The following is a 15,203-nucleotide window of genomic DNA, read 5'->3' as shown; positions in this document are numbered from 1 at the left end:
GACTTTGGCCGCACCCTACTATGCTAGTCGGGCATATCAAGCGGATCTCGACGTCAATCGCGTTTCTCCCGCTGGCGTCGGGTCAGCCGGCCGATGGTGAACGAGGTGCGCGGCACGTAGACATAGGCCGTGCGCTCGTCGACCGTGGGGCGCGCACGCATCCGGGTCAGTCCGAAGACAACCAGGACGCCATGGGCCACGGCGATCATGATGAACAGCGCCGACGGACCAAAAGCCTCGATCAGGCTGGAGGAGAACAGCGGTGCGCCGATCGCGCCCACCGCGAAAAAGAACATCAGCGCGGCTGATAGTTCCACCCGCTGGTTGCTCTCGGCGAAATCATGCGCGTGGGCGGCGGAGACCGAATAGATCGGGAAGCTTGTCAGCCCGAAGACCATCGCATTGGCAAAGATCACCGCGGTGCTGGCGGTTCCGATGGAGATCGTGGCCATGCAACTGCCGATGGAGGCCAGCGACAGCCCGATCAGGACCCAGCGGCGGTCGAACTTGTCGGCGAGCCAGCCTACGGGGAACTGTGCGACCGCGCCCCCCAGTACCCAGGCGGCCAGGAACCAGGCGATCTGGTTGCTCGACAGGCCGACCTCCTGTCCGTAAACCGGCCCGACCATCCGGAACGACGCGCTCGATACCGCCGCGACCACGACGCCGGCCGCCGAGAGGGGAGACAGGCGCAAGGCCAGACCCGGGCGCAGCCGGGGCGCCTGTGGCGTGCGGGGTTGGCGCACGGTGGATAGCGTGATCGGCAGCAGCGCGGCGCAGCACAGGATTGCCAGCAGGTTGTAGGAGACATAGCTCGCCGGCTCCAGCACGCCGATCAGCAGTTGCGCGAAGAGCGACCCCATCATGTCGACCACCCGGTAGATGCTCATCACCCGACCACGATTCGCGTTGCGCAGCTTGGATTGCAGCCACGCCTCGATCACCGTGTAGCAGCCCGCGATACAGATCCCCGTCGCCACCCGCATCACCGACCAGGCCCAGGGGTCGATCACCAGCATATGCGCCAGAAGCCCGATGGTTCCGGCGGCGGTGAAGGCGGCGAAGGCGCGTGAATGGCCGACCGATCCCATCAGGCGCGGCGCCCACCAGCAGCCGATGAAGAAGCCGAAGAAATGGGCCGAGCCAAGCAGGCCGACCTGCGCAGTGGAAAAGCCGATCTGGATACCGGAGAGCGCGTCCAACGGCCCCACGCCGCCCGAAGAGAGCTGCAACAGGAACACGGAAAGAAAGAGTGCCGCGAAAGAGATGAGAAGGCGCATTGGAAGGGGTCCGGATCCGGTACCGTGCAGGAATGGACCGTGCCACCAGCCCGGTCTGTTCCAGTTACGACTTTTCGAGAAACATCCTCAACCCCGGCAGCCGGAAAAGGATGCGCCGCGACGCATGTAAATGGCTAAATTGGCTCGGGAATTGGCAACAAGCAGGAGCGCCCCCGAAATTGCAGGGGCGCCCTCTTTGGGAGCCACTAACGTTCACATCGTCGGACCACTCATGTCTCGGCGGGCTCCCCAAGAAAATGCTATCGTGAAAAAGCTTCTTTTACCTTGAGGCAAATCAATTCCCGCGACGCCGAGCGGACAATTGTGACAGGGATGCAAACCCGGTGCGCCTTGCGTCTATGCGGGCAGGTATTTGCTGGCCTCCCGGCGGGCGAAACCCTTCATCCGGTCTCCGTGATCGGCCAGGAAGGCGCGGACCCGGTCAGGATCTCTCCGCGAAAGGTCGCGAAGCCACCAGCCGACCGCTTTCTGGATGAACCATTCCGACTCGTCGCAATAGGTCGCGGCCCAGCCAAGCACGCGCTCCCGGATCAGAAGGTCTTCCGGCTTCGGGTTGGGCTTCTTGGCCCAGGGCAGGGTCATGACCAGCGCCGCGCGGCGGCTCCACATGTGCTCCGAGCGAGTCCAGGCTTCGACCCTATCCAGCCGCGACGGCTCCCAGACCAGCCGTTTCTGCCCGGCGATGCTGGCGTGGTCGGCCACGGCCCAGGCATCGAATTCCGGCACCCATCGGCAGATCAGCTCCCATGCGCCACGATCGTCGGGACGAATGCGGGCCTGGGTGAGCAGCTTGGCGGCGGCAATCCGACCTTCGTGGACATTGCTGTCCCAGAGGCCGGCGGCCAGGGCAAGGCGGGCCTCCACTGACAGGGTCTGTCGCGCTTCCCGGGCTATCCGGTCAATCTCCGAATTCCCGACGCCAAGATAGCGACGAGTTACCTTGTGATAGGCGGCCATTTCTTCCGCACGTCCCGGCTGCGCGTGGTTCGCGAGTTGGTTCAGAAAGTCTTCAGGGATCATGTTTGGACAGTCTCACCGCTTTTGATAATGATTTTTTTTTGGGGGCTTGCCCGAATTCTGCCGCATAGAGGCGGCATCTTTGCCGAGATTCAGATCCGAACCAGTGCAAGCGGAGAAGTGGCATGAAGCTGATGAAGATTCTAGTGACCGCAACGGTCGTGACATGTCTTCCCGTTGTGATCGGTGGACAGGCCATGCTGGATCTGGGCGATCACGGCGCGGCTTTTGCCAAGAACGAGGGCAAGGGCAACTCGGACAAGGGCAACTCGGACAAGGGCAACTCGGACAAAGGCAGGTCCGAAAAGGGCAGTTCCGACAGGGGCGGCAAGTCGGAAAAGAGCAGCGGCGCGAAGACGAGCAAGTCGAGCAGCAAGTCCGGCAGCGGCAAAAGCGCGAGCAAGTCCGGTGCGAAGGGAAATAATCCCTTCACTGCTATCAAGAACGCTTTCGGGAAGAAAAAAACCGGGCCGAAAACGGTTAGGAAGAAAGAAAAGGTCGTTTCGTCTTCTCAGAAGACCGTCCGGAAAAACTCGGTGAAGACCGCCAAGCTCGCCGTCGCCGGCGGATCGCTGCATTCGCAGCTCAAGGGACTGAATTCGCTCAACCGGAACATCAATGGTATGATCAACGGCAAGGATGCCAAGATGGATCCGATCCGTGACTTCATCGTCGCCAGTGCGGAATTCGAGGCAGCCAAGGACGCGTTGAAGGAGGCCGGTCGGACACTGGAAGCGGTGCGAGATACCTTCGCCGCGACCGTTGCTGAACTCGGAATCGAGGCCAGCGACGCGCAAACCATGCTGGACCAGTACAATGGCATGATTGCCGATCATGCTGCCGCCATGCCTGAGCAACCGCAGGCGCCCGAAGCGCCCGAGGCAGGCGTGGAAAATTACGACGCACTTGTTGACCAGTATAAGGTCGACTACGCCCAGTGGGAGAAAGATTACGCTGCCTGGGAAACGTCCTATTCCGAATGGGATGCCCGCGGCCAGGAACTCAAAGCGGCCGCAGAACTCGCGAGCGCTGTGGAAACCGCGCTCGGGGATTACGATGCTGCCGCGAAGACGCTGGTGGATAGTGTGGAGCCCGCATCAACCGAGGCACTGCAGCAGGCCATGGCTGACGCTCTCAATGCAACCGGAGCCGGTCCATTGGGACCGGAGGACATGACCCCGGAAATGGTGGATTGGGCCGCTGCACAGCTTGGAGTTGGAGAGGCCGAGGGCTTGATCGACGACTATATTGCCCGGCAGCCCACCCAAGAGGCTTCCGCCGAGGGCGGCGACGGCAGCGGCAGCGACGATCCGGAGGATGACGTTGATGAGGCCGAAGCCAAGATTCCTGAGGAAGAGCAAGAAATGGCTGCCGCGCAGTAGCCTTATGCGGGCGGAGGGATAGGTCCCGAGGGGCGTCGGCGGCCATGGTCGCCGGCGCCTCTTGTTTTTACTCCACGGTCACGGATTTCGCCAGGTTGCGGGGCTGGTCCACATCCGTGCCCTTGGCGACGGCGGCGTGATAGGCCAGAAGCTGCGCGGGCAGGGCATAGAGGATCGGCGCGAGAACGGGCGGCACCTCGGGCATGATCAGCGTCTTCCAGCAACCATCAGCCGCGGCGCGCGCGCCCTTCGGGTCCGTGACCAGCAGCACCTTGCCGCCGCGCGCCATCACTTCCTGCATGTTGGATACGGTCTTGTCGAACAGGTTGTCGGTCGGCGCCAGGACGATCACGGGAACGGTCTTGTCCACCAGCGCGATCGGGCCGTGCTTGAGTTCGCCCGATGCATAACCTTCGGCATGTATATAGCTGATTTCTTTTAGTTTTAGTGCGCCTTCCAAGGCGAGGGGGAACATCGCGCCACGACCGAGGAAGAGCACGTCGCGGGCCTCGGAGACCGATTTCGCGACGGCCGCGATCTCGCCCGATTGGGCAATGGCGAAATTCATCAGCCCCGGCAAGTGCCGCAAGTTGTTGAGATTTGCCTCCAGTTCATCGGGTTCCAGCCGCTTCCGGTCGACGGCGGCCTGCAGCGCCAGCAGGAACAGGACCGTCAACTGGCAGGTGAACGCCTTGGTCGAAGCAACGCCGATTTCCGCGCCGGCCCGGATCGGCAGCACGAGGTCGCTCTCGCGAGCAATCGAACTTTCGGTGACATTGACGACCGAGACGATCTTGGCCGCCTTGCCCTCGCAATAGCGCAGCGCGGCGAGCGTGTCGGCGGTCTCCCCCGACTGCGAGACGAAGAGCGCCAGCGTGCGCGGTCCGATCGGCGGTTCGCGGTAGCGGAACTCGGAGGCGATATCGACCTCGACGCTCACGCCCGCGATCTGCTCGAACCAGTATTTCGCCACCACGCAGGCGTAATTCGCCGTGCCACAGGCCACCATGACCACGCGGTCGAAATCCGCGAAATCCAGCCCCGGTTGGGGCAGTTCGATGCCGTCTCCACGCAGGTAATGGGCCAGCGCATCGCCCAGGACCGTCGGCTGCTCGGCGATTTCCTTGGCCATGAAATGGCGGTGCCCGCCCTTTTCGACCTGCGCCATGTCGATATTGACGGTCTTGACGGGCCGGTTGACGAGCCTGCCGTCGCCGTCGCGGATCTCGATGGCGGAGCGGGTCAGGATCGCCCAATCGCCTTCTTCAAGATAGGTGATCCGGTTGGTCATCGGGGCCAGCGCAATCGCGTCGGACCCGACATAGACCTCGCCTTCCCCATGGCCAATGGCCAGCGGCGATCCCTTGCGGGCCACGATCATCAGGTCGTCCTGGCCGTCAAAGAGCAGCGCCAGCGCGAAGGCACCCTCGAGCCGGCCAATGGCTTCGGCGGCGGCGTCGCGGTGGCTTTTTCCCTGTTGCAGGTAGAACTGCACCAGAAGCGCGATGGTCTCGGTATCCGTGTCGGTCTCGAAATGCAGACCGGCCTTGCCCAACTCTTCGCGCAGCTCGCGGAAATTCTCGATGATGCCGTTATGGACCACGGCCACCTCGCCGGCGCGGTGGGGGTGGGCATTGACGACATTCGGCGCGCCATGCGTGGCCCAGCGGGTGTGCCCGATCCCGGCCTTGCCGGCGAGCGGTTCATGCACCAGCAGGTCGGACAGGTTGACCAGCTTGCCCACGGCGCGGCGGCGGTCGAGATGGCCGTCCTCGACGGTGGCAATGCCGGCGGAGTCATATCCGCGGTATTCCAAGCGTTTGAGCGCCTCCACCAATATCGGGGCCGCTTCGTGATCTCCAAGAACTCCAACAATTCCGCACATAAAATTTATTCCTTCGACTTCTTCTGTTTGAGCGCCCGCAGCCGCTCCATGAAACGAATGGCAAATCCCGGCTTGTTTTCCTGCCGGGCCCGGGCGACGGCCAGCGCGCCCGCCGGCACGTCGGAGCTTATCACGCTGCCGGTGGCCGTCATTGCATCGTCGCCGATCTTGACCGGAGCGATCAGCATCGTGTCCGAACCGATGAAAACACGGGCACCGATTTCGGTGTGATGCTTGAAAACGCCGTCATAATTGCAGGTGATCGTGCCCGCGCCGATATTGCTGTGCTCGCCGATGGTGGCATCGCCGATATAAGTGAGGTGGTTGACCTTGGCGCCTTCCGCCACCTGCGCGTTCTTGATCTCGACGAAATTGCCGACATGCACATCCTCGGCCAGCTCCGCGCCCGGGCGAAGCCGGGCATAGGGGCCGACAATCGCCCCACGCGAGACGTGGCAACCCTCAAGGTGCGAGAAGGCACGGATATGCGCGCCGGTCTCGATGGTGACCTCGGGGCCGAAATACACGTTCGGCTCGATCACGGCATCGCGGCCGATCACCGTGTCATGGCTGAACCAGACCGTGTCGGGCGCTTGCAGGGTCACGCCCTCGGCCAGCGCCTCGGCCCGGCGCCTCGCCTGGAAGGTCGCCTCCGCGGCAGCAAGATCGGCGCGCGAGTTGACGCCCAGCGTTTCCTCCTCGTCGCAGCGCACGGCGGCAACGGGCAGGCCGCGGGCACGAGCGAGGCCCACGACATCGGTCAGGTAATACTCCTCCGAAGCATTGTCGTTGCCGACCTCGGAGATCAGCTCAAAGAGAAGCTTGGAGTCTGCGCAGATAACACCTGAATTACAAAATGTTATGGCCTTTTCTTCATCTTTCGCGTCCTTGAACTCGACGATCTTTTCCAGCATCTCGCCACTCATCGCCAGCCGGCCATACCGGCCCGGATCGGCGGCTTCGAAGCCAAGCACGACGACGGCGTTTGTCCCGCGCGCGGCGATCATCCGTTCCAGCGTTTCGGGCTTGATAAAGGGTGTGTCGCCGTAAAGGACGATCACGTTGCCCTCGAAGCCTTCCAGCGCGCCGCGCGCCTGGTCGGTGGCATGTGCCGTGCCGAGGCGGTCTTCCTGAACGACCGCCGTCGCCTCGGGGTCAAGCTCGCGGGCGCTGTCCTGAACTTCTTCGGCGCCGTGCCCGGCAACGATCACGGTGCGTTCCGGCGCAAGGCTCGCGCCCGACATCATGGCGTGGTGCAGAAGCGGCGCGCCAGCCACCTTGTGCAGCACCTTGGGCAGGTCGGATTTCATCCTGGTGCCCTGTCCGGCGGCAAGGATGACGAGCGCGGTGGCGGTAAAATTGCTGTCTGACATGAAGAGCTGCTCTTTAATTCGTTTCGTCTCCGTATTACGCGAGGGAGGGCGTGTCGCAAGGGGCGCGGTCGTCAAAAGCGGTGACAGATTGAAACATGGCTCGGCAGAGCTCCGCCTAAAGGAAACCGGATGTGCAGCGTGATTTTCGATCTCGACGGGACCCTTGCCGATACCAGTGGCGACCTGATCGCGGCGGCCAATGCCTGTTTTCGCGGGCTCGGCCATGGGGACATGCTCGACCCGGTAGGCGATGCCGCAACCGCCTTTCGTGGCGGGCGGGCGATGCTGCGGCTCGGATTCGACCGGCTCGGATTTGAAGAGGACGCGCTATCGGAGCAGGTCGAAGCCCAGTTTCACGCATTGCTCGCGCATTACGCGGCGGCGATCGACGTGCACACGGTGCTTTATCCCGGCGCCATGGACGCGGTGGAGCGCCTGCGCGGGCAGGGTGTCCGGGTCGGGATCTGCACCAACAAGCCCGAAGCGCTGGCCGAGCTCCTGTTGCGCAATCTCGGCGTGCGCGAGGCGTTCGGCGCCCTGATCGGGGCCGATACCTTGCCCGTTCGCAAGCCAGACGCCGCCCCGCTGGTCGAGACGGTTGCGCGCATGGGTGGGAAGCTGGAACGTTCCCTCATCGTCGGAGACACCTCGACGGACCGGCTTGCCGCGCGCGCCGCGGGCATCCCCTGTATCCTTGTCACCTTCGGTCCCGATGGCCGGGCGGTGGAGGCCCTGGAGCCAGAGGCGTTGCTGGATCATTTCGATCACTTGCCTGATCTCGTTGCCGAAATGCTCGCCTGAGCGGAATGACGGTCGTTTTGGGCTATTGACGGCGCGGGCCGGGCAAGTGCACATCCTGAAACATGACAGACAGGTTCAACGGAAATTTCACCCAGCAGGAGCCGATCCCCGAAGAGGCGATCGCGGCGGCTGTGGAGGTCATGCGGCACGGGCGGCTGCACCGCTATAACGTGGCCGAAGGGGAGGCCGGGCAAACCGCGCTTCTGGAACAGGAATTCGCCGCCTTCACCGGCGCGCGTTACTGTTTGGCCGTCGCCTCGGGCGGCTATGCGCTGGCCACGGCCCTGCGGGCGGTGGGTGTTGAAGCGGGCGAGCCGGTTCTGACCAATGCCTTCACGCTGGCGCCCGTGCCGGGTGCGATTGCTTCCGTGGGCGCGAGGCCGGTTTTCGTCGAGGTCACCGAGGGACTGAAGATCGACCTTGACGATCTGGCGGCAAAGGCGGGCGAGGCGCGGGTGCTTCTGCTCAGCCATATGCGCGGCCATATCTGCGACATGGACCGGCTGATGGAGATCGCGGATGCGGCGGGCATGATCGTGATCGAAGATTGTGCCCACACGATGGGGGCCAGTTGGACCGGGGTTCCCTCCGGGCGGCACGGTGTGATCGGCTGCTACTCGACCCAGACCTACAAGCACATGAATTCCGGCGAGGGCGGGCTGCTGGTGTCGGATGATGCCGAGATGATGGCCCGCGCGATCCTGCTCTCGGGGAGCTACATGCTCTACGGTCGTCACCTGGCCGGCCCGCCGGCGGAGGTGTTCGAGCAGGTACGGATGGACGTGCCCAATATCTCGGGCCGGATGGACAATTTGCGCGCGGCGATCCTGCGGCCGCAGCTGACCGGGCTGGCCGAGCGGATCGAGGCCTGGAACGCGCGCTACAGATGCGTCGAGCAGGGGCTGCGCGACGTGCCGAGCGTGACGCTGGTGGAGCGGGTGCAGGCGGAGGCCTTCGTGGGCTCGTCGATCCAGTTTCTGCTATTGGACTGGCCCGCCGAGACGATCCACGTCTTGCTAAAGCGCTGTGCGGTGCGTGGTGTGGAGCTGAAATGGTTTGGCGCGGAGGAACCGGTCGCCTTTACCTCCCGCTACGATCACTGGCGTTATGCGCCTTCGGAGCGGATGGCCCGGACGGACCGGGTGCTGGCTGCGACCATGGACATGCGGCTTCCGCTGACATTCGATCTGGAGGATTGCGCCCTGATCGCGCGCATCATCGGCGAAGAGGTCACGGCGCTCGGGCCGCCTGCCGGGGGGCTCTGAAATCAGCCTTGGCGGGCGAGGGCCTGTCCGGTCTGGCCGGCCTCAGCGGGCGCAGATCTGGTTGGTCTTGTCCTTGATCCGGCGGTTCTTGTTACCTGGGGACGTGTCACCGTCGTTCATCGTGGAGTAAATGAAAGTGGCATCGCCGCGCGTCATCTTTGCAATGCACGCATCCGAAGCGCCATTTCTGCGCATCGTGTCGATTGCGGTCTTCTCCATGTTCGACAGCGCGTTTGCGCCTGTGGCGACAGTGAGCGCCGCGAGAAACAGTATGATCTTCTTCATGGCAATTCTCCTGCAATTCGGTTTTCGGCAACCAGATTGCGTTCTTTAGATAATATCTGCGGGATAAATTCCAATCTGTCCGGTCAGGCCGGAAAGACAAAACAGCGATCCCGGCGCAGGGTGAGCCAGAGCGGCGTGCCGGGTTTGGGCAGGAAGACCGCCGGTACCGTGGCCTTCAGGATCGTGCCGTCATGGTCCATCCGGAATTCCACGAGGCTTTCGCGCCCGATGAAGCGGGCGCGCTCCACGACGCCGCGCGCGGCGGCGCCATCGCTGGCGGTGGGGTTCGGGCCACGCCCCTTGCGGTCGAAATCGATCCGCAGATGCTGTGGCCGGATGACGATCTCCACCGGCGCACCATCGGCATGGCCCGGGGTCAGGAACTGCCCGAAGGGCGTTTCGGTCAGCGCTCCGCGCGAGAAGCCGCGCACGATGTTGATGTCGGAGAAAAAGCCGGCGGCCGCGCGGTCCACCGGGTTGTTGTAGATATGGTAGGGCGCGCCGCGCTGCACGACGCGGCCCGCGCGCATGAGCGCGATCTCGTCGGCCATCCGCATCGCCTCGTCCGGCTCGTGCGTGACCAGCAGGACAGAGGTGTTCTCTTCCTTCAGAAGTTCCAGCGTGCGGTCGCGGATATCGTCGCGCAAGCGGTTGTCGAGGCCGGAGAACGGTTCGTCCATCAGCATGATCGCCGGGCGCGGGGCCAGTGCGCGGGCCAGTGCGACGCGTTGTTGCTCGCCCCCCGAAAGCTGATGTGGATAGGTGTCGAGAAACTCCGAGAGGTCCACCCGCTCCAGCAGTTCCTCCACCCGCTTGCGGTTCGCGCGGTAGCCGCCATCGAGGCCGAAGGCCACGTTCTGGGCGACGCTGAGATGTGGAAACAGCGCGAAATCCTGGAACATCAGGCCGATGCCGCGATGTTCGGGCGGCATGTGGATGCGGTCATCCGAGACCACCCTGCCTTCGACGGAAATGTTCCCGCTGCTCTGCCGGTCGACCCCGGCGACAATGCGCAGCGTCGTCGACTTGCCACAGCCCGAGGGCCCGAGCAGGCAGGTTACCTGTCCGGGCGCGACCTGGAGCGAGACGTCGGTGACGACGTCGCGCCCGTCGAAGCGGCGCGAAATGGCATGGATTTCGAGGCGAGGTTGAGTGGGCAAGGTTCTTTGGTGATTGTTTTCGTCGGGTATGAGAAGCCCTAGCAGCGGTGTTCCGGCGGGGCAAGGCCTTCCGCAGGGGGATGCCATCCGGCGATGGGCAATCCAGTTCCGAGGAAGAAAGGGGCGATTGCGCGCCATGGATGTTGCATGAGCGACCCGCCCGAAACGGGAGCTTCCCGCCCGCCTTGTGGCGGGCACGGTCCCTGTCTGGCCTTTGGCGCTGGCAGGATCTAGGGTGGCCTGCAGTTTTGACAAGGCGGGTTCATGAGCGATTCAATCACCCAGCAGGAGCGGCGCCGGGGCCTCAAGGTGCTCAGGGATGTCGCGCCCTATCTCTGGCCGCCAGGCGAGAGAGAGGTGAAGGTGCGCGTGGTTGGCGCCATGTCGGTCCTGGTGCTGGCCAAGTTCATCGCCGTGGCGACGCCGCTTTTCTACAAGCAGGCCGTGGACGCGCTGGCGGGCGACGCGCCCGATGCCGCGACCGTGCTGGGGCTGGGCGCGATCGGGCTGACCGTGGCCTATGGCATGGTCCGGCTGCTCTCGGTCGGATTCCAGCAATTGCGCGATGTCATTTTCGCCAGTGTCAGCCAGGGAGCGCTGCGCAAGTTGGCGCTCAGGACCTTCCGCCATATCCACGCGCTCTCGTTGCGCTATCACATCAGCCGCAAGACCGGTGCGCTCAGCCGGGTAATGGAGCGTGGGGTCAAGGGCGTCTCTTTCCTGCTGCGCTTCCTGCTCTTTTCCATCGGGCCGCTGATACTGGAACTGGCGCTGGTCTGTGGCGTGCTTGTCGTGCTTTTCGACTGGCGATTCCTCGCCGTGCTCGTGGTGACCATCGCGCTCTATGTCTGGTTCACCTTTGCCATCACCGAGTGGCGCGTGCGCATCCGCCGGCAGATGAACGAGCAGGATAACGAGGCCAACCAGCGCGCTATCGACTCGCTGCTGAACTTCGAAACGGTGAAGTATTTCGGCGCCGACGGGCGCGAGGCCGCGCGCTACGACCAGGCCATGGAAGGGTATGAGACCGCCGCGCTCAAGACCGCCTATTCGCTGGCGCTGATCAATTTCGGCCAGGGGCTGATCATCAATGCCGGTCTGGTGGGCGTGATGATCATGGCGGCGATCGGCGTTGCCGACGGAACCTTTACCGTCGGCGATTTCGTCATGGTGAACGCCTACATGCTGCAGATCATCTCGCCGCTCAACTTCCTTGGAACGGTCTATCGCGAGATCCGCCAGAGCCTCGTCGATATGGGCGAGATGTTCGACCTGTTGGAGCAGCCCGCCGAGGTTGTCGACGCGCCTGACGCCAAGGCGTTGAAGGTCTCCGGCGGGGAGGTCGTGTTCGATGATGTCCATTTCGCTTATGAGCCGGAGCGGCCGATCCTGAACGGGCTGTCGGTGACCGTGCAGGCCGGGCAGAGCCTTGCCATCGTCGGGCCGACCGGTTCTGGCAAATCCACCATCGGCCGGCTGCTTTTCCGCTTTTACGACGTGGAGAGCGGCGCGCTCAGGATCGACGGGCAGGATGTGCGTGACGTCACCCAGCACTCGCTGCATTGCGCCATCGGTGTCGTGCCGCAGGACACCGTGCTCTTCAACGACTCGATCTATTACAACATCGCCTACGGGCGTCCGGAAGCCAGCCGCGAGGAGGTGGAGGAGGCCGCCCGTGCCGCCGAGATCCACGGCTTCGTGCAATCGCTTCCCAAGGGCTATGACACGCTGGTGGGCGAGCGGGGGCTCAAGCTCTCCGGCGGCGAGAAGCAGCGGGTGGGCATTGCCCGCACGATCCTCAAGAACCCGCCGATCCTGCTTCTGGACGAGGCGACCTCGGCGCTGGACACGCGCACCGAGCAGGAGATTCAGGCCTCCCTCGCCCGAATGGGGCAGGGGCGGACCGTGATCATGATCGCCCACCGCCTGTCCACGGTCGTCGAGGCCGACCAGATCATCGTGCTGGAGTCCGGCCGGGTGATCGAGCGGGGAACACATGCGGAACTGCTCGAACAGCACGACCGCTATGCCGGCATGTGGGCGGTCCAGCGCGCGGCCGAAAGCGGCGCGGACGCAGCCTGAACCCCGCGCCACCTGGCGGGCTGTCCCCCAGTTCCGTGACATGAATGAACTGTAGTGCTTTCCCATATCAGGATTGCCCCGAGGGGTGTGATGCCTCGCGGGGTGAAACCCGAAGGAGAAAACATGGAGCATCGTACCCCGCACACCACCCGTCACCATCCCGGAATTAACGTTCACAGCGAGATGGAAGTTCTGGTCAGCCTCGCCATGGCCGTCGCCCTCAGCGTGCTCGGCGCCGTCCTGCTGCTGTCCGTCCTGTGAACGGCTGAGCCGTTTCTTTCCGTCCCTGCTGGTCCAGGGACAGTGCCGCTGACGACCGCAGGCGCCCGAACGGTGCCTCCGGCTACGTAGAGCGCCCCGAAACATTCAATCGCCACCCGACCGGTCTTTCCGAACCCACGCCCGAATTTTGCGCCCATGATCCGGGATTTCCACTGGACCCCGCGCGCCTTGCCTGTCACCCATGCGCCTGAATTTCGACGAGGAGCGCAGGCATGGCACGGGAACTGAAATCGGATCGCAAGGGCGTCGCGAAGGGCGCGGCAAAACAGGTTGTCGTCTTTGTCCACGGCTACGGCGCGGACGGGGCGGACCTTCTGGGCCTCGCAGATCCGCTGGCTCCGCATCTTCCCGACACCGCCTTCTATTCGCCGAATGCGCCGGAGAAATGTGTGGGCAATCCCTTCGGCTATCAATGGTTCCCGATCCCCTGGCTCGACGGCTCCAGGGAGGAGGACGCGAAAACTTCCATGGCCGCCTCGGTCGAGGATCTGAACGCCTTTCTCGACAAGGTGCTGGCCGAAGAGGGGCTGACGCCGGACCGGCTCGCGCTGGTTGGTTTCTCGCAAGGCACGATGATGTCGCTGCATGTCGCGCCACGCAGGGACGCGGCGATCGGGGCGCTGGTGGGCTTTTCCGGGCGGCTCATCGAGCCCGATACGCTTGCCGAAGAAGCCAAGGTGAAGATGCCGGTCCTGTTGCTGCATGGCGACCAGGACGACATGGTGCCCTTTGCCTCGCTCAAGGAAGCGGCGGATACGCTCGTTGCCGCCGGGTTCGAGACCTATGCCTTCGTCATGAAGGGCACCGGGCACGGCATCGCGCCCGATGGGCTGGGGCAGGCTGTGGGTTTCCTGCGGGTGCAGCTCGGCCTGGAGGAAGACTGAAGCACGAACCCGACGACCTGCCTTGTCGCGGTGTGATCCGGGTCAAGGCCCGCGCCCGGGTTCTCCGTTAGAGTCGGGGCCAGAGGAGGAACAGGGCGATGGATCTGAAATCCAAGCGACGGGAATTGCAGGGGGTGAATGGCGCGGCCGGCGTGGTCGCCGCGTTGGGCGGCTTTGTTGGCCATCTCTATTCGCCGGCGGTGGCCATTTTTTGTGCATTCGCAATCTGGATCCTTGGCGCGACACTGATCAACCTGCTGACCGATCCTCCCGACAAGGGCTGAAACGGACGCTCCGGGACTGAAACCATTATTTTTGATATGGTTTTTTGGCGCAGCGACGGGAATTGGCCGGTGAATCCCGCCATCCGCCGTCGCCTTGTCGGTCGCCGTCACATTCCTGTAACGCCTATTCGTTAGCCAATAGCTGGCGGCCACCGTATCGCGGGGGTTGTCAGGCGAGAAACGCCACATATAGTTGTCACAAATGTCGGGGCGGGTCGTCCCGCCCTGAGCCGAAACAGCGAGCAGTCAGGGCGAGGGCGGAGTCATTCAACATGGACGGCAATTTCAGGACCCAGTTCGTACGCGAACCTAATAACCTCAAGCACTATCCCGCATTGGTGCTGAATGCGGATTACCGCCCGCTTTCCTATTACCCGCTGTCACTCTGGCCCTGGCAGGAAGCGATCAAGGCGGCCTGGCTGGAACGGGTGGACATCGTCGCCGAATATGACGAGGTTGTGCGCTCCCCCTCGACGGAGATCCGAATACCGTCGGTTGTGGTTCTCAAGGATTTTGTCCGACCGCAGAAGCGCGTGGCTTTCACGCGCTTCAATCTTTTTCTGAGGGACGAATTTCGCTGCCAGTATTGCGGGACCACGGGAGACCTGACCTTTGACCACGTGGTGCCGCGGGCGCGTGGCGGGATCACCAGCTGGGAAAACGTCGTGGCCGCCTGTTCCTGTTGCAACCTGCGCAAGGGATCCAAGTCGCTCCGGCAGGCCAAGATGAGCCTGATCAAGCCGCCGCGCCGGCCAAGTTCGGAGGAGTTGCGCAATACGGGGCGGAAATTTCCCCCCAATCACCTGCATAAGTCCTGGCTCGATTTCCTTTACTGGGATGCGGAGCTGGACGCCTAGTGATGGGCGCTGCCTGAGAAGAGCTGGAGGATCGCCACGCCGGCGATGATCAGACCGATGCCGATAATGGCCGGCAGATCCAGCTTCTGTCCGAAAACGACCAGGCCGACCAGGCTGATGAGAACGATGCCGAGCCCGGACCAGACCGCGTAGGCCACGCCGACCGGCAAGGATTTCAATGCGAAGGCCAGCAGGTAGAATGCAACGCCGTATCCCAGCACCACGACGATCGATGGGCCCAGGCGCGTGAATTGCTGGCTTGCCTGAAGGGCAGATGTGCCGATTACCTCGGCAATGATGGCGCCGATCAGGGCGAAGATATGGCTGGGCAACGGGCGGTTCCTC

Annotated in this window: 15 protein-coding genes; 8 read left to right on the top strand and 7 right to left on the bottom strand. The window is 63.5% G+C overall.

Annotation, left to right across the window (positions count from 1 at the left end):
* Positions 1–53: 53 nt before the first annotated feature.
* Both BLR85_RS00470 and BLR85_RS00465 read right to left on the bottom strand, forming a co-directional pair.
* Positions 54–1,280 (bottom strand): MFS transporter, encoded by a 1,227-nt coding sequence (locus tag BLR85_RS00470; protein ID WP_093147242.1) that lies wholly within the window; start codon positions 1,278–1,280, stop codon positions 54–56.
* 357 nt (positions 1,281–1,637) lie between these two features.
* Positions 1,638–2,321, bottom strand: a complete 684-nt coding sequence (locus BLR85_RS00465; RefSeq protein ID WP_093147239.1) for a DNA alkylation repair protein — start codon at positions 2,319–2,321, stop codon at positions 1,638–1,640.
* A gap of 122 nt (positions 2,322–2,443) precedes the next feature.
* Between BLR85_RS00465 and BLR85_RS00460 the strand changes: the two genes are divergently transcribed.
* Complete coding sequence (locus tag BLR85_RS00460) at positions 2,444–3,700, top strand: hypothetical protein (RefSeq protein WP_093147235.1); 1,257 nt, start codon at positions 2,444–2,446, stop codon at positions 3,698–3,700.
* Positions 3,701–3,767: 67 nt separating this feature from the next.
* Here BLR85_RS00460 and glmS read toward each other — a convergent pair whose 3' ends face one another.
* Positions 3,768–5,585: a glutamine--fructose-6-phosphate transaminase (isomerizing) gene (gene glmS / locus BLR85_RS00455; protein WP_093147232.1), complete on the bottom strand. Its 1,818-nt coding sequence runs from the start codon at positions 5,583–5,585 to the stop codon at positions 3,768–3,770.
* Between the two features lie 5 nt (positions 5,586–5,590).
* Entirely contained in the window at positions 5,591–6,958 is a 1,368-nt protein-coding gene (gene glmU / locus BLR85_RS00450) for a bifunctional UDP-N-acetylglucosamine diphosphorylase/glucosamine-1-phosphate N-acetyltransferase GlmU (RefSeq protein WP_093147229.1), read from the bottom strand.
* Between the two features lie 129 nt (positions 6,959–7,087).
* Between glmU and BLR85_RS00445 the strand changes: the two genes are divergently transcribed.
* Together BLR85_RS00445 and BLR85_RS00440 are read left to right on the top strand one after the other, a co-directional pair.
* On the top strand, positions 7,088–7,759 hold the full coding sequence (locus tag BLR85_RS00445) for an HAD-IA family hydrolase (RefSeq protein WP_093147226.1): 672 nt from the start codon (positions 7,088–7,090) through the stop codon (positions 7,757–7,759).
* 62 nt (positions 7,760–7,821) lie between these two features.
* Positions 7,822–9,024 carry a DegT/DnrJ/EryC1/StrS family aminotransferase gene (locus BLR85_RS00440; RefSeq protein WP_093147223.1) on the top strand — a complete coding sequence of 401 codons (1,203 nt, stop codon included), beginning with the start codon at positions 7,822–7,824 and terminating at the stop codon, positions 9,022–9,024.
* A 42-nt stretch (positions 9,025–9,066) separates the two neighbouring features.
* Here BLR85_RS00440 and BLR85_RS00435 read toward each other — a convergent pair whose 3' ends face one another.
* Entirely contained in the window at positions 9,067–9,309 is a 243-nt protein-coding gene (locus BLR85_RS00435) for a hypothetical protein (protein ID WP_093147221.1), read from the bottom strand.
* A gap of 83 nt (positions 9,310–9,392) precedes the next feature.
* Positions 9,393–10,469, bottom strand: a complete 1,077-nt coding sequence (locus BLR85_RS00430) for an ABC transporter ATP-binding protein (RefSeq protein ID WP_244520563.1) — start codon at positions 10,467–10,469, stop codon at positions 9,393–9,395.
* 264 nt (positions 10,470–10,733) lie between these two features.
* On the opposite strand from BLR85_RS00430, the gene BLR85_RS00425 reads away from it, so the two are divergent.
* The 5 genes from BLR85_RS00425 (at position 10,734) to BLR85_RS00410 (ending at position 14,858) form a co-directional block, all read left to right on the top strand.
* Positions 10,734–12,551, top strand: a complete 1,818-nt coding sequence (locus BLR85_RS00425; RefSeq protein ID WP_093147218.1) for an ABCB family ABC transporter ATP-binding protein/permease — start codon at positions 10,734–10,736, stop codon at positions 12,549–12,551.
* A 123-nt stretch (positions 12,552–12,674) separates the two neighbouring features.
* The gene (locus tag BLR85_RS28960; protein ID WP_170844405.1) at positions 12,675–12,812 is read left to right on the top strand and encodes a hypothetical protein; all 138 of its coding nucleotides are present in this window, start codon (positions 12,675–12,677) and stop codon (positions 12,810–12,812) included.
* 233 nt (positions 12,813–13,045) lie between these two features.
* Entirely contained in the window at positions 13,046–13,717 is a 672-nt protein-coding gene (locus BLR85_RS00420) for an alpha/beta hydrolase (protein ID WP_093147215.1), read from the top strand.
* A gap of 98 nt (positions 13,718–13,815) precedes the next feature.
* The gene (locus tag BLR85_RS00415) at positions 13,816–14,001 is read left to right on the top strand and encodes a hypothetical protein (RefSeq protein WP_093147213.1); all 186 of its coding nucleotides are present in this window, start codon (positions 13,816–13,818) and stop codon (positions 13,999–14,001) included.
* 272 nt (positions 14,002–14,273) lie between these two features.
* A complete protein-coding gene (locus tag BLR85_RS00410; protein WP_093147211.1) occupies positions 14,274–14,858 on the top strand; it encodes an HNH endonuclease in 585 nt (194 codons plus the stop codon).
* Here BLR85_RS00410 and BLR85_RS00405 read toward each other — a convergent pair.
* Positions 14,855–15,190: a DMT family transporter gene (locus BLR85_RS00405; protein ID WP_093147208.1), complete on the bottom strand. Its 336-nt coding sequence runs from the start codon at positions 15,188–15,190 to the stop codon at positions 14,855–14,857. The two genes, BLR85_RS00410 and BLR85_RS00405, sit on opposite strands and share 4 nt — an antisense overlap.
* Positions 15,191–15,203 lie beyond the last annotated feature (13 nt).

It is taken from the genome of Aliiruegeria lutimaris (assembly GCF_900099935.1).
GTDB lineage: Bacteria > Pseudomonadota > Alphaproteobacteria > Rhodobacterales > Rhodobacteraceae > Tropicimonas > Tropicimonas lutimaris.
Note: the sequence above shows the minus strand (reverse complement) of the source record. Positions and strands in the feature narration are given on the sequence as shown.